Below are 14,531 nucleotides of genomic sequence, written 5' to 3'. Positions count from 1 at the left end.
TGTATTTATAATGAATACAGCTTAAATGAATAAATATAACTCTAAGAATAACCTCTTTAATATGAAAATAATCTATTCATTTTTTTTACTTCTTTTCTTACTTAAAACTTGTAATATTAAAAAAGAAGTAAAAAAACGAGCACAGGAACCTGCAAAAAAAGAACTTTCTGATGAAAAATTATTAGACCTAGTTCAAAAACAAACTTTTAATTATTTTTGGGAAGGAGCAGAACCAAATTCTGCTTTAGCTAGAGAAAGACTTCACATGGATAATATATATCCTACAACTCCAAAAAATACAGTAACCATTGGTGGAAGCGGTTTTGGTTTTATGGCAATCTTAGTGGGTATAGAAAGAAATTTTATAACGAAAGGAGAAGCTATAGAACGCTATCATAAAATGGTAGATTTTTTAGCAAAAGCAGATAGGTTTCATGGTGCATGGCCACATTGGTTAAATGGTGAAACAGGAAAAACGGTACCTTTTAGTAAAAATGATGATGGTGCGGATTTAGTAGAAACAGCATTTTTAGTACAAGGTTTATTAACGGTTTCAGAGTACTTTAAAGGTGGTAGTCTACAGGAACAAGAATTAGTTGCTAAAATAGACAACCTGTGGCGAACCGTAGAATGGAATTTTTTTACTAAAAACGATGAAGATATTTTATACTGGCATTGGTCTCCAAACTATCAATGGGCAAAGAATTTTGGCGTAAAAGGCTATAACGAATGTTTAATTATGTACGTTTTAGCAGCAGCTTCTCCAACACATCCTATAAAATCATCCGTGTATCATAAAGGTTGGGCAAAAAGTGGAGACATTGTTTCGAATCAAAAATTGTACAATCATGATTTAGTTTTAAACTATTACGATCAGAAAACGGAACCTTTAACGGGACCTTTATTTTGGGCGCATTACTCTTACTTAGGATTAAATCCTACCGGATTAAAAGACAAGTATGCAGGTTATTGGAAGCTAGTACAAAATCATGCTAAAATTCATTACGATTATGCTGTGGAAAACCCTAAAAATTTCAAAGGATATGGAGAAGACTTTTGGGGATTTACGGCAAGTTATTCAATAAAAGGATACCACGCACACCAACCAAGTGACGATTTAGGAGTTATTTCTCCAACAGCAGCTTTATCATCATTTCCTTACACACCAAAAGAAAGTATGAAAATGTTGCGAAATTTGTACACTAATCACGATAGTTTAGTTGGTAAATATGGTCCCTATGATGCGTTTAGTTTAGAACACAAATGGTATGTAACTAGATATTTAGCTATTGATCAAGGGCCTATTCCTGTAATGATAGAAAACTACAGAACAGGGTTGCTTTGGAATTTATTTATGCAGAATACTGATGTAAAAAAAGGTTTAACAAAATTAAGCTTCAAAATTAAACAATAATAGTATGATAAAGAATTTAATTCTTTTTGGAGTATTTTCAATTTTATTTTTAGCATGTTCAGAGAAAGGTCCTGGATACCAAGAGCCTTATAATCCGGATCCCATAACTCCTACAATAGAAAAACTTTCAGATGAAGCCATGATGGATTTAGTTCAGAAAGAGACTTTTAAATATTTCTGGGATTATGCAAATACAGCTTCGGGCGCAGCAAAAGAAAGGTATCATCCTAATGATCCAACATTAAACCAAGAGGTAGTTACTACAGGAGGTACAGGTTTTGGTCTTATGAGTATTATTGTTGCCATAGAACGGGGCTTTATTACTAGAGAACAAGGTGTAGCTAGATTGCGTAAAATAGTTGATTTTTTAGAAACTGCGGATAGGTTTCACGGTGCATGGTCTCATTGGATAAATGGAGGTTCTGGTAAAGTACTTCCTTTTAGTGCAAAAGATAATGGAGGTGATTTAGTAGAAACTGCTTTTTTGGTGCAAGGACTAATCTGTGTAAAAGAATATTTAAAAAATGGTTCTACAACAGAAAAAGAAGTATCAACAAAAGCAGATGTACTTTGGAAAGGGGTAGAATGGGATTGGTACACTCAAAATAAAGAAGCTTTATATTGGCATTGGAGTCCAGATTTGGGTTTTGAAATTAATTTAAAACTAACTGGTTATAATGAAGTGATGACTAGCTATATTTTAGCAGCAGCATCCCCAAATCATAGCATCACAAAAGCCACATACGAAAAAGGATGGGCTAGTAGTGGAAATATTAAAAATACTAATTCGCAATATGGTTTGCCTTTAGTGTTAAATCATGCTGGTGGGTCAAATTTTGGAGGGCCATTATTTTTTAGTCATTATTCATTCTTGGGTTTAAACCCAAAAGATTTATCCGATCAATATGGCAATTATTGGAATGTTGCGGTTAATCACACTAAAATTAATCGTCAATACTGTATCAACAACCCTAAAAATTATGTGGGTTATAGCGAGAATACTTGGGGCTTAACCGCCAGTTATTCTAGAAATGCGGATGGTTCTAGAGGATATTCTGCTCACAGTCCAACAAATGATAAAGGTATAATCTCACCTACTGCAGCAATAAGCTCCATCGCTTACACACCCAAAGAATCATTACAAGTAATGCATTATTTATATCAAAATAAAGACAAAATGTTAGGTCCAGCTGGTTTTTATGACGCTTTTAGTCCGCATTATAATTTTTGGGTAACAGAAACCTATTTAGCAATAGATCAAGGGCCTCAAATTGTTATGATAGAAAATCATCGAACAGGTTTACTTTGGAATTTATTTATGCAAAATACGGATGTAAAAAAGGGATTAGACAAATTAGGATTTAATTATTAATTTTTTTTATGAAAAAATATTGCTACACTTTATTGCTATTACTTTGCTTTTCAAATAGTTTTTTTTCTCAAAAACATACAGATTTATATGATTCAAAGTCTTTGGTTTATAAAAACGACACATTGCAATATCGTATACTATTGCCTGAAAATTTTACAGAGGATAAACAATACCCTTTAGTTTTAGTTTTACATGGCGCTGGTGAACGTGGCAATAATAATAGTTCTCAATTAGTTCATGGAAGTAATTTATTTGCGTCTGACGAAAACAGAGAACAATTTCCTGCAATCGTTATTTTTCCGCAGTGCCCTAAAGGAGATTATTGGGCAAATGCCACGATCGATAGAAGTACAAAACCTATCAAACTAAAATTTTCTTTAGAGAGTAAACCAACCAAATCATTGGAGTTGGTAATGAACTTATTACAAACATATCTTCAGAAACCATTTGTGAAAAAGGAACAAATTTATGTTGGCGGCCTTTCTATGGGCGGCCTGGGAACTTTCGAAATTTTATATAGACAACCAAATACATTTGCAGCTGCATTTGCAATCTGCGGGGCAGGAAACCCAGAAGGAGCTAAAGAATATGCGAAAAATACCAATTTATGGGTTTTTCATGGCGCAAATGACGATGTTATAAATCCGCAAGAATCTATCAATATGGTGAGCGGAATTTTAAAATATGGAGGCAAACCAAATTTCTCTTTGTATGCAAACGATAATCATAATAGTTGGGATTCCGCTTTTGCAGAACCAGCACTTTTACCGTGGCTTTTTTCAAAATCAAAACGTATTAAAAATGACAAATAGAATCTTATCATTACTCTTAATTATAGTAACTTTTTTAATTACAATATCTTGTAGTAATTCAGAAAACACAGCAGTTAAAAAAAATAAATCGACGGTTTTTGATCAAAAAGTAGATTCTATTATGCAACTAATGACCTTGCAAGAAAAAATTGGTCAGACAGTAATGTTTAGTGGTAGTGGAGCCGTTACTGGTCCTACAGTAAACACGAACTTTAGAAAATTTATTAAAGAAGCTAGTGTTGGTGCAATGCTGAATGTGTATTCTGCAAAAGGTACCCGTGAGTTACAAAAATTAGCAGTAGAAGAAACACGTTTAGGAATTCCGTTATTATTTGGTTACGATGTAATTCATGGTTTCAAAACTATTTTCCCAATCAATTTAGGTTTGGCTGCAAGTTGGGATATGGCAAATGTAGAAAAAGGATCTCGAATTGCAGCAGAAGAAGCATCCGCAGCAGGAATTCATTGGACTTTTGCTCCAATGGTTGATGTTGGAAGAGACCCCAGATGGGGAAGAATTTCTGAAGGAGCAGGAGAAGATGTGTATTTAGGAAGCAAAATGGCGAAAGCATATGTAAAAGGTTTTCAAGGTGAAGATTTATCAAAAACAAACACAATTTTAGCCTGTGCAAAACATTTTGTTGGGTATGGAGCAGCACAAGCTGGTAGAGATTATCACACCGTAAATATGGGTGAAGGAGAATTAAGAAACGTCTATTTACCGCCTTTTAAAGCGGCAATAGATGAAGGTGTAGAAACTTTTATGACCGCTTTTAATGAGTTAAACGGAGTTCCTGCAACGGGTAGTAAATTTTTATACAGGGATATTTTAAGAGATGAGTGGAATTTTAGTGGCTTTGTAGTTACAGATTATACGGCAATTAATGAATTGGTGATGCATGGGTTTGCCAAAGACAATAAAGATGCAACACGCATAGCAATAAATGCTGGTATAGATATGGACATGATGAGTGATGCAAATCGTCTTTATTTGGCAGAATTGGTAAAAGAAGGGAAGGTTGATATAGCATTAATAGACGATGCTTGTAGAAGAATTTTATTATCAAAATACAAATTAGGTTTGTTTGATGATCCTTATAAATATGCTGATGAACAAAGAGAAAAAGAAGTAGTCTCTAAACCTGCGTTTTTAGAAGCGGCGAGACATTCTGCGGCCATTTCATCAGTTTTATTAAAGAATAATGACAAAAGTTTACCATTATCTTCAGATAAAAAAATTGGATTAATTGGTCCTTTAGCAAAAGATAAAGAGAATATTATTGGCAACTGGGCTGCAGCTGGTGATAGAGGAGGGGAAGCGATCAGTATTTTTGAAGGAATTCAAGAATATACAAAAGATGCGAATATTTTATACGTAAAAGGTTGCGAAATTGAAGGTGATGATGAAAGCGGATTTCAAGCGGCAATTAACGTAGCAAGAACATCTGATATTGTAGTAATGGTGATGGGCGAAGACTATGATATGAGTGGTGAAGCTGCTTCGAGAACAAATATCAATCTTCCAGGAAAGCAAACAAAATTAATTGAAAGTATCAGAAAAGCCGTGCCAAACAAAAAGATCGTGTTGGTGCTGATGAATGGGCGTCCGTTAGATTTATCGGCGGAAGATTTGCTAGCAGATGCTATTTTAGAAACTTGGTTTCCTGGAACTATGGGTGGAAATGGAGTTGCAGATGTGCTTTTTGGAAAATACAATCCTTCAGGAAAACTGACAGTTACTTTTCCTAGAAATATCGGACAGATTCCTATTTATTATAACATGAAAAATACGGGTCGTCCAATTCCTAAAAATAATCCGAAGGAAGATTATAAATCTAATTATTTAGATGTTGAAAATTCGCCTTTGTATGTTTTTGGCCACGGATTAAGTTATACAACATTCAAATATTCAAATGTTGAATTATCATCAGAAACTATAAGTTTTTCAGACACCTTAATAGCATCTGTAACCATTACAAATACAGGCGATTATGATGGGCACGAAGTTTTACAATTATACATCCATGATAGGTTTGCAAGTGCTACCAGACCTGTAAAAGAGTTGAAAGGTTTTGAGAAGGTATTCCTTAAGAAAGGAGAAAGTAAAACAGTTTCTTTTGAAATAAAGGTAGAAGATTTAAAATTCTACAATTCAGAAATGATTTTTGGTATTGAAGCGGGCGTTTTTGATATTGGTATTGAAGGAACGTCAGACTTTGAATTTAAAAAGACATTTACATTAACAGAATAAAACAATAACATGAAAAACTATCTTTTAATTTATGTCTTTTTCATTTCTTTTCAGCTTTTATCACAAGAAAAGACAACATATACGTATGCAGTTAAAGATGGAGATAGTTTACAATTGGATGTGTATTCGCCAATAAATATTTCAAAAACGGCAGAATTACCCGTTTTATTATGGATGCATGGTGGCGGTTTTTCTGGTGGAAAAAGAGATGACATAGACGAGATAAAGTTAATGGAATACATGACTACAAAGGGTTATGTAAGTATTTCTATCAGTTACAGTTTGTTAAGAAAAGAACAAGAAACTGGTTTTGGATGCAATTGCTTAAAAGAAGATAAAATGGAAACTTTTAAACAAGCAGCATTCGATTATTTAGACGCTACTAAATTTGTGATTGATAATAGTGAACTATTACAAATAGATACTTCTAAAATTATTGCTGGCGGAAGCAGCGCTGGTGCAGAAGGAGTTTTAAATGCAGTTTATTTTAGAGATTTTTTTGTAACAGAGCTAACAAAATATCAGAATATAAAATATGCAGGTGTATTTTCTTTAGCAGGTGCTGTTGTAAATGCAAATTATATCACTAAAAATAATGCCATACCAAGTGTTTTGTTTCATGGTACAGATGATCATTTAGTACCTTTTGCAACTGCGCCACATCATTATTGTAAGGAGTTAGAACCTGGTTATCTAATTTTAGACGGATCAGAAACTATCATTGAAAAATTAGATGATTTACAGACTTCCTTCTATTTTCGTAAAGTAATTGGTGGTAGACACGAGTTATCTTCTATTCCTTTTGATGAATTAGAAGATGTAGTTTCTTTTTTTGACAAAACGATTCTGAATTCAGAAATAATTCAAATCAAGAAAATAATCACTAAGAATAAAATAGAATAAGGATGAAAAAAATTATTTTGGCAACGCTTATTTTACTGGTTTTTCAAGGGGGTAAAAATCAAGATAAAAAAGAAGAAATCACAAAAATAAGACCAAACATCATCTTTATTATGGCAGATGATCATGCTACACAGGCAATTAGTGCGTATAGACATCCAATAAGTAAATTAGCACCCACACCAAATATTGATCGAATTGCAAAAGATTGCGCAATTTTTAAAAATAATTTTTGTGCAAATTCAATTTGTGGCCCAAGTAGAGCTGTTATTTTAACAGGAAAACACAGCCATATAAACAGATTACAGATTTTAATATTAGTAAAATTAATGATGAAGAAATTCGTTCTTATTGGGTTTCAGAAGCAAATAATGATTCCATTTTTGTAGCAATAGATTTGTTAAAAGCGATGAAAATTAGAGCACTTCAAATTAATTTTCAAAACTTTAATTCAGAAGTTTTTGGAAGACCAAAAGATTTAAAACAACAGTTTATTATTGAGGGTTCTTTGGATGGAAAAAAGTGGAATGTAATTGCAGATTATTCTAAAAATGAAAGAGATATGCCACACGCGTATATTGAGTTAAAGAAAACTGCGGAAGCAAGATTCGTGAGATATAAGCATGTTTATTGCCATAATAAATATTTAGCAATCTCAGAATTCAGAGTTTTTGGGAACGGGAACGAAGCAAAACCAGCAACTCCGAATAATTTTAAAGTGGCAAGACAAAAAGACAGAAGAAATACAAATCTTACCTGGGATGCCGTAAAAGATGCAACTGGTTATGTAATTTACTGGGGAATTGCAAAAGACAAATTAAATCTTTCTGCCTTGATATATAACAAACCAAACTACGAGTTAAGAGCGTTAACAACAGATCAAAAATATTATTATCAAGTAGAAGCTTTTAATGAAAACGGAATTTCAGTAAAAAGTGAAATTTTATCCACAGAATAATTTATAATTATGAAGCAACTTTTTTATTTTTTTTAGGATTTATACTGATAATTTCTTGTTCTTCGGATAAAGAAAATAGAACAACTGAAGTTATATCACCCAACAAAAAGGTGAAAGTTCAATTTTTACTTTCGGCAACCAAACAACCTTCTTATACCGTTCGTTTTAAAAACGAAACCGTCATTGATACTTCAAAAATGAGTTTCGATTTACAAAATGCACTTTCTCTAAAAGGAAATTTTGAAATTCTAAAAACCACCACAAATGCATTCAACGAAACCTGGAAAATGGTCTGGGGAGAAGATGAAGAAGTCGTAAATCAATACAATTCTTTGAAAATTGAGTTGCAAGAAACATCAACATTAAAAAGAAAAATCAACATTATCTTTAAGGTTTATGATGATGGAATTGGTTTTAGATATGAATTCCCAAAACAAGAAAATCTTTCTGAAGTTGTTATTACGGATGAAAATACCGAATTCAATTTAACAGGAAACCATAAAACCTGGTGGATTCCTGGCGATTGGGACATTTACGAATATCTCTATACAACCTCTCCTTTTTCTAAAATAAATGCATTTAAAGATTACATTCCGGGTTCTCATTTAGGGCAAACTTATATTCCAGAAAACGCAGTAAATACACCTGTTACTATGAAAACAGACAAGGGTTTGTATTTGAGTTTTCATGAAGCAGATTTAACCGATTATGCAGAAATGACTTTGGCTGTTGATACTGTTAATTATAATATGAAAAGTGAATTGGTTGGCAATGCAAAAGGAAAAAAAGTTATCCGAAAAACACCTTTTGAAACACCTTGGAGAACGATTCAAATTGCAGAAAAACCAGGGGATTTAATTGAATCTAAACTTATTGTAAATTTAAATGAGCCAAATACAGTTGATGATATGAGCTTTTTTAAACCTACAAAATATGTTGGTATTTGGTGGGATATGCATATTGGAACAGGAAATTGGGATTATGCAGGAGAAAACCACTCGGCAAACACAAAATATGCAAAAGAGTTAATAGATTTTGCATCAGAAAATAATATTCACGGAATGTTGGTAGAAGGTTGGAATATTGGTTGGGAGCAATGGTGGGACAAAAAAGCAAAGAAAGTTCATTTCGATTTTGTAACACCGTATCCAGATTATAATTTAAAGGAAGTTGTTGCGTATGGGAAATCTAAAAACGTAGAATTAATTATGCATCATGAAACTTCTGCGGATATAACTTTGTATGAGAAACAATTAGATACAGCTTTTGCATTGATGAAAGATTTAAAAATTCATGCGGTAAAAACCGGGTATGTTGGGAGTGTAATTCCTGAAGGAGAATATCATCATGGGCAATTTATGGTAAATCATTTTCAGAAAGTATTAGAAAAAGGAATTGAAAATGGCGTTGCTATAAATGCGCACGAACCAATAAAAGCCACAGGAAAAAGACGTACATATCCTGTCGCAATTTCTCGAGAAGGAATTCGTGGACAAGAATACAACGCTTGGTCTGAGGATGGTGGAAATCCCCCGGAACATTTAACTATTGTTCCGTTTACAAGAATGTTAGCTGGCCCTATCGATTATACGCCCGGTATTTTTAATACGTCATTAAAACCGTATAAAGAAAATAATCAGATCAATACCACTTTGGCGCATCAATTGGCGTTGTATGTTGTTATTTATAGTCCTGTGCAAATGGTGCCCGATTTAATAAAAAATTATAAGAACAACCCAGCATTTCAATTTATAAAAGATATTGGTGTTGATTGGAAAAAAACGAAGGTTTTAGATGCGGAAATTGGCGAGTTTATAACAGTTGCACGTCAAGAAAAATCCACAGAAAATTGGTTTATAGGAGGTATTACGGATGAAAATGCAAGGGTTGTAAAAGTGAAATTAAACTTTTTAGTTCCCAACAAAACATACACTGCTAAAATATATAAGGACAAATTAGATTCACATTATTTGCACAATCCAGAAGTCTATGAAATTTTAGAACAAGACGTAAATAGTAAAACTATTTTAGAATTAAACATGGCAGCTGGTGGAGGTTTTGCAATTTCTTTAATCCCAAAAAACTAAATCAATCAGATGAAAAATAATATTATTTTGCTCATTGTATTTTCTTGTTTTAACGTTTTAAACGCTCAAGATATTACGAAATTAATGACCTATAACATAAAGTTAGATTATCCAAAAGAAGGCGAAAATAATTGGGATAACCGTAAAGAGTTTATGATGAATCAAATTAAATTTTACGAACCTGATGTTTTTGGTGTTCAAGAAGCAATGCCTAACCAAATGACACATATGGATACTGCATTGGTTGCGTACAGTTTTGTTGGAGTTGGACGAGATGATGGGAAAAAATCTGGCGAATATTCAGCTATTTTTATAAAAAAGGAAAAATATCAGATTTTAAAAGAGGGTACCTTTTGGCTATCCGTAACACCAGAAGAGGTTTCTATGGGATGGGATGCAGTGTGTAATAGAATCTGTACCTATGTTCTTTTGAAAGAGAAAAAAACTAAAAAACAATTTTGGGTTTTTAATACACATTTAGACCATATTGGAAAAATTGCACGTACAGAAAGTCCTCAATTGATTTTGAAAAAGATACAGGAATTTAATGCCAAAAAACTTCCTGTATTTTTAATGGGCGACTTTAATTTAGAGCCACAAACTCCAAATATTAAATTTATAAAATTGCATTTTAATGATGCTAAAGGTGTTTCAAAGAAACCACCCTTTGGACCTTCAGGAACATTTAATGGATTCCATTTTGATAAACCTGTAACAACACGAATTGATTATATATTTACAAGTAAAAATAAAATTACAGTTCATAAATATGCCGTTTTAAGTGATTCTCAGAATTTAAAATATCCGTCAGATCATTTACCTGTTTATATTGAAGCAATAATTGAAAAGTAACGTATTATAACCATTCTGATTATTTTAAGATTCAATAATCGGTTCCATTCAATAACACACAATTAACACTAATTAGTATGCAATTTTTAACATTTATAGCATTTACAGTGCTTGTGGGCGTCATCTCTTACTTGGCGACAAGAAAAACAAAAGAATCAACATCAGACGGCTATTTTCTAGGTGGTCGAAGTTTAACAGCAGTAGTCATTGCAGGTTCATTACTTTTAACAAACCTGTCTACAGAGCAAATTGTAGGTTTAAATGGTTCTGCATACCAAAACGGATTGTCTGTAATGGTTTGGGAAACCTTAGCTGCGATTGCGATGGTGGTAACAGCTTTGTTTTTATTGCCCAGATATTTAAAAGGCGGACTAACAACTATTCCAGGTTTTTTAGAGAAAAGATATGATACATCAACAAAAACACTAACGTCCATTTTATTTTTATCAGGGTATGTCGTAGTGTTATTACCAGTGATATTGTATTCGGGCTCATTGGCTATTAGCGGTATGTTTGATGTACCTAAATTGCTAAATATTTCGCATGATCAATCTATTTGGATTTGTGTTTGGGGAATAGGAATTATAGGAGCTATTTATGCCGTTTTTGGAGGATTAAAAGCAGTAGTAGTTTCAGATTCTATAAATGCAATCGGATTATTAATAGGAGGAATATTAATTCCTTTTTTCGGATTATTAATTATTGGTGATGGTGACTTACTTAATGGATTATCTATATTAACTGCAGAAAATCCTGAGAAATTTAATTCCATTGGTACAAAAACAGATCCAGTTCCTTTTCATACAATTTTTACAGGGATGATGTTGGTGCAGTTATTCTATTGGGGAACAAACCAGCAAATAATTCAACGTGCCTTGGGAGCAAAAGATTTAAAAGAAGGTCAAAAAGGTCTTTTACTGGCTTCTTTTATAAAAATTTTAGGACCTATCATCGTTGTTTTGCCAGGTTTAATAGCATACCATATTTTTGAAGGGAATTTAGAAAATGTAGATAGTGCCTATCCAATGTTGGTTAAAGAAGTACTACCAAGTTCTTTTGTTGGTTTTTTTGCAGCTGTTTTATTCGGAGCAATATTAAGTTCTTTTAATAGTGTATTAAATAGTTCTGTTACCTTATTTGGAATAGATATTTACAAACAACATATTAATAAAAATGCAGAAGAGAAAACGGTTGTAAAGTATGGGAAAATATTTGGAATTTTTTTGGCAATTGCCTCAATGTTTATTGCGCCTCTAATAGCAAAAGCAGGAAGTTTATTTGATTATCTTCAAGAAATAAATGGTATCTACAGTATTCCTATCTTAACAATTATTGTGGTTGGTTATTTAACAAAAAGAGTACCTGCAATTGCTGCCAAAATAGGTTTAGCTTCTGGCTGTTTGCTGTATATAATTAGTCAGTTTATTCTGCAACCATATTTTGTTAGCAATGCTTTAGAAAGCGCTAAAAACTCTGGGATTACAGATAAAGCCGGTTTAGCACTCGTAGAAGCTCAGGCGTATCCTCATTTTTTAGATATTATGGCAATTCTATTTGTATTAAATATAATTATTATGTTGATTATTGGAAAAATAAAACCAAGAGAAATTGCCTATGTTGAACATTACACAGAACAAGTAGATATTACACCATGGAAATATGTAAAACAAGTTAGTATTGCAATTTGTGTTATTGTAATAAGCATATATATTTATTTTGCTTAAAGAAAAAATTAAATCATATTGAATCAACTCTTATTATAGCCTAAAAACCATAAAACCTTGTAAATCATACGATTTACAAGGTTTTAGTTTCTATTGGTCTTAATTTTAGTCGGGGTGGCAGGATTCGAACCTGCGACCTCCTCGTCCCAAACGAGGCGCGATGACCGGGCTACGCTACACCCCGAAAATGATTACTCATTTAAGGACTGCAAAGATACATTGTTTTTATACAAATGCAATTAATTGTTTCAAATATTCATCATTAAAAAACTTTAATTACATCTGCTTATGTTTTCATTATAAAAACTTATAAACATTCGATCTTATGAGAATCAAAAAACGATACTTTTGCGCTTCTAAATTGATACACAATAATTATGTCAGATACAATAGAAAAAATTAAATGTTTAATTATAGGATCTGGACCGGCAGGTTACACAGCTGCTATTTATGCAGCTAGAGCAGATATGAAACCAATAATGTATACAGGAATGCAAATGGGAGGTCAGTTAACAACTACAACAGAAGTTGATAATTTTCCTGGTTACGCAGATGGTACGGATGGACCAGCAATGATGGAAGACCTTAAGAAACAAGCAGAACGTTTTGGAACAGAAGTTCGTTTCGGAATGGTAACGAAAGTTGATTTAAGTGAAAAAGTTGGTGGAATTCATAAAGTGATTGTTGATGAAACCAAACATATTGAGGCTGAAACAATCATTATAAGTACTGGTGCAACTGCAAAATATTTAGGAATAGAAAGTGAGCAACGTTTAATTGGCGGCGGAGTTTCTGCTTGTGCTACCTGCGATGGTTTTTTCTATAAAGGGCAAGATGTTGTAGTTGTAGGAGCAGGGGATACGGCAGCAGAAGAAGCTACGTATTTATCAAATATTTGTAGTAAAGTTACTATATTGGTGCGTAAAGATTTTATGAGGGCATCTAAAGCAATGCAACATAGAGTTGAGAAAACTAAAAATATTGAAGTTTTATACAATACAGAAATTGAGGAGGTTTTAGGAACTAATGTTGTGGAAGGTGTTAGAGCAATAAATAATCAAACCAAAGAAGTCATTGAAATTCCTGTAACAGGAGTCTTTATTGCAATAGGGCATACACCAAATTCAGATTTATTCAAAGGTGTTTTAGAGATGGATAAAACGGGATATTTAATCACCAAAGGTAAAACTACAAAAACGAATCTACCAGGAGTCTTTGCTGCTGGAGATATTCAAGATAAAGAGTATCGACAAGCTGTAACAGCTGCAGGAACAGGCTGCATGGCTGCGCTAGATGCAGAACGTTATTTAGGTTCTTTAGAATAGCAATTTAGTTGCATTTTGATAAAAAAAAAAGAGATTACTATTAAAGTAATCTCTTTTTTTGCCTTATTGCCAGGAACAAAACAATCTTTATTTATGGATTCCTGCTTTTTGCAGGGAAGATAAAAGCTTAAACTTCTACAGAAGCTTTCATAGACTTTCGATAGATAAAAGAATTGAAAATATTTCTTTTACCAAAATTATTCATAGATTTAGCGTTCACAAACTTTCCGAATAAAATCTTACTAACTCCAAAATATTCGTATTTATTACCATCAGTAAATGTTACTTCTAACAACATACTTTTGTGATGCCAATCTGCTACTTGAAACTCTGTAATTGTAGTTTTGTATTCCTCTAAATTAGCGGCTTTAGTTTCAGGAGCAATACTTACCAGAAAATGATACCCATCTATAATTTGAGTGCTAACTATATCCGCCTCTTCTTTTTTAGCATCATCTTGAAATTTATCTGGATGCCATTCTTTAACTAAGCTTCTATAAGATGTCTTTAATTCTTTCAAATCAATAGCACCTTCTATTTTAAATAGTTTTTTGTATTCTTTTATACGCTTCATTTATGTATTTTCAAATTGCGTGCAAAAGTATTGATATTAAATGGATTGTGGTGCAAAAAATAAAAAATAAATTTTAAATAAAATTCTTTCCTTATTATTAGAATCTAAAAAATAATATTTTTAATAGGAATAATAAGAATTTGATAAAAATGAGATGTTCCAATTTTAAAAATCATCTTTTTTACTGATTAGGATCACTTTATTACTCCTTTTTAATGTCAATTTCAATCTCTTTAGGCTTGCTGGGGCTGCATAGAATTAA

The 14,531-nt window shown here is 32.6% G+C and carries 11 protein-coding genes, 1 tRNA gene and 1 pseudogene; 11 read left to right on the top strand and 2 right to left on the bottom strand.

The window, feature by feature from the left end; translation table 11 throughout:
• Positions 1 to 61: 61 nt before the first annotated feature.
• The 10 genes and pseudogenes from BST83_RS11220 (at position 62) to BST83_RS11175 (ending at position 12,370) form a co-directional block, all read left to right on the top strand.
• On the top strand, positions 62 to 1,414 hold the full coding sequence (locus tag BST83_RS11220; protein WP_104809866.1) for a glucoamylase family protein: 1,353 nt from the start codon (positions 62 to 64) through the stop codon (positions 1,412 to 1,414).
• A 4-nt stretch (positions 1,415 to 1,418) separates the two neighbouring features.
• Positions 1,419 to 2,786 carry a glucoamylase family protein gene (locus BST83_RS11215; protein WP_104809865.1) on the top strand — a complete coding sequence of 456 codons (1,368 nt, stop codon included), beginning with the start codon at positions 1,419 to 1,421 and terminating at the stop codon, positions 2,784 to 2,786.
• A gap of 122 nt (positions 2,787 to 2,908) precedes the next feature.
• A complete protein-coding gene (locus BST83_RS11210; protein WP_240614730.1) occupies positions 2,909 to 3,598 on the top strand; it encodes a carboxylesterase family protein in 690 nt (229 codons plus the stop codon).
• Positions 3,588 to 5,849, top strand: coding sequence for a glycoside hydrolase family 3 N-terminal domain-containing protein (locus BST83_RS11205; RefSeq protein WP_104809863.1), 2,262 nt, complete (start codon positions 3,588 to 3,590; stop codon positions 5,847 to 5,849). Before BST83_RS11210 ends, BST83_RS11205 begins: the two co-directional genes overlap by 11 nt.
• A gap of 9 nt (positions 5,850 to 5,858) precedes the next feature.
• Entirely contained in the window at positions 5,859 to 6,752 is an 894-nt protein-coding gene (locus BST83_RS11200; RefSeq protein ID WP_104809862.1) for a carboxylesterase family protein, read from the top strand.
• 2 nt (positions 6,753 to 6,754) lie between these two features.
• Positions 6,755 to 7,048: pseudogene (locus tag BST83_RS11195) on the top strand (sulfatase-like hydrolase/transferase); the annotation flags it as partial.
• A 2-nt stretch (positions 7,049 to 7,050) separates the two neighbouring features.
• On the top strand, positions 7,051 to 7,707 hold the full coding sequence (locus tag BST83_RS11190) for a discoidin domain-containing protein (RefSeq protein WP_104809861.1): 657 nt from the start codon (positions 7,051 to 7,053) through the stop codon (positions 7,705 to 7,707).
• The gene (locus BST83_RS11185; protein ID WP_367889193.1) at positions 7,695 to 9,794 is read left to right on the top strand and encodes a glycoside hydrolase family 97 protein; all 2,100 of its coding nucleotides are present in this window, start codon (positions 7,695 to 7,697) and stop codon (positions 9,792 to 9,794) included. The genes BST83_RS11190 and BST83_RS11185 overlap by 13 nt, the downstream gene beginning before the upstream one ends.
• A gap of 9 nt (positions 9,795 to 9,803) precedes the next feature.
• Positions 9,804 to 10,646, top strand: coding sequence for an endonuclease/exonuclease/phosphatase family protein (locus BST83_RS11180; RefSeq protein ID WP_104809859.1), 843 nt, complete (start codon positions 9,804 to 9,806; stop codon positions 10,644 to 10,646).
• Positions 10,647 to 10,723: 77 nt separating this feature from the next.
• Positions 10,724 to 12,370, top strand: a complete 1,647-nt coding sequence (locus BST83_RS11175; RefSeq protein WP_104809858.1) for a solute:sodium symporter family transporter — start codon at positions 10,724 to 10,726, stop codon at positions 12,368 to 12,370.
• A gap of 109 nt (positions 12,371 to 12,479) precedes the next feature.
• Here BST83_RS11175 and BST83_RS11170 read toward each other — a convergent pair.
• Positions 12,480 to 12,554, bottom strand: a tRNA-Pro gene (locus BST83_RS11170).
• A gap of 193 nt (positions 12,555 to 12,747) precedes the next feature.
• Between BST83_RS11170 and trxB the strand changes: the two genes are divergently transcribed.
• Complete coding sequence (gene trxB, locus BST83_RS11165) at positions 12,748 to 13,695, top strand: thioredoxin-disulfide reductase (RefSeq protein ID WP_104809857.1); 948 nt, start codon at positions 12,748 to 12,750, stop codon at positions 13,693 to 13,695.
• A 127-nt stretch (positions 13,696 to 13,822) separates the two neighbouring features.
• On the opposite strand, the gene BST83_RS11160 is transcribed toward trxB, so the two are convergent.
• Positions 13,823 to 14,269: a KTSC domain-containing protein gene (locus BST83_RS11160; protein ID WP_104809856.1), complete on the bottom strand. Its 447-nt coding sequence runs from the start codon at positions 14,267 to 14,269 to the stop codon at positions 13,823 to 13,825.
• Between the last annotated feature and the right edge of the window lie 262 nt (positions 14,270 to 14,531).

The organism is Polaribacter filamentus (genome assembly GCF_002943715.1).
Taxonomy (GTDB): domain Bacteria; phylum Bacteroidota; class Bacteroidia; order Flavobacteriales; family Flavobacteriaceae; genus Polaribacter; species Polaribacter filamentus.
The sequence above is the reverse complement of the archived record's forward strand: the minus strand, read 5'-3'. Positions and strand labels throughout refer to the sequence as shown.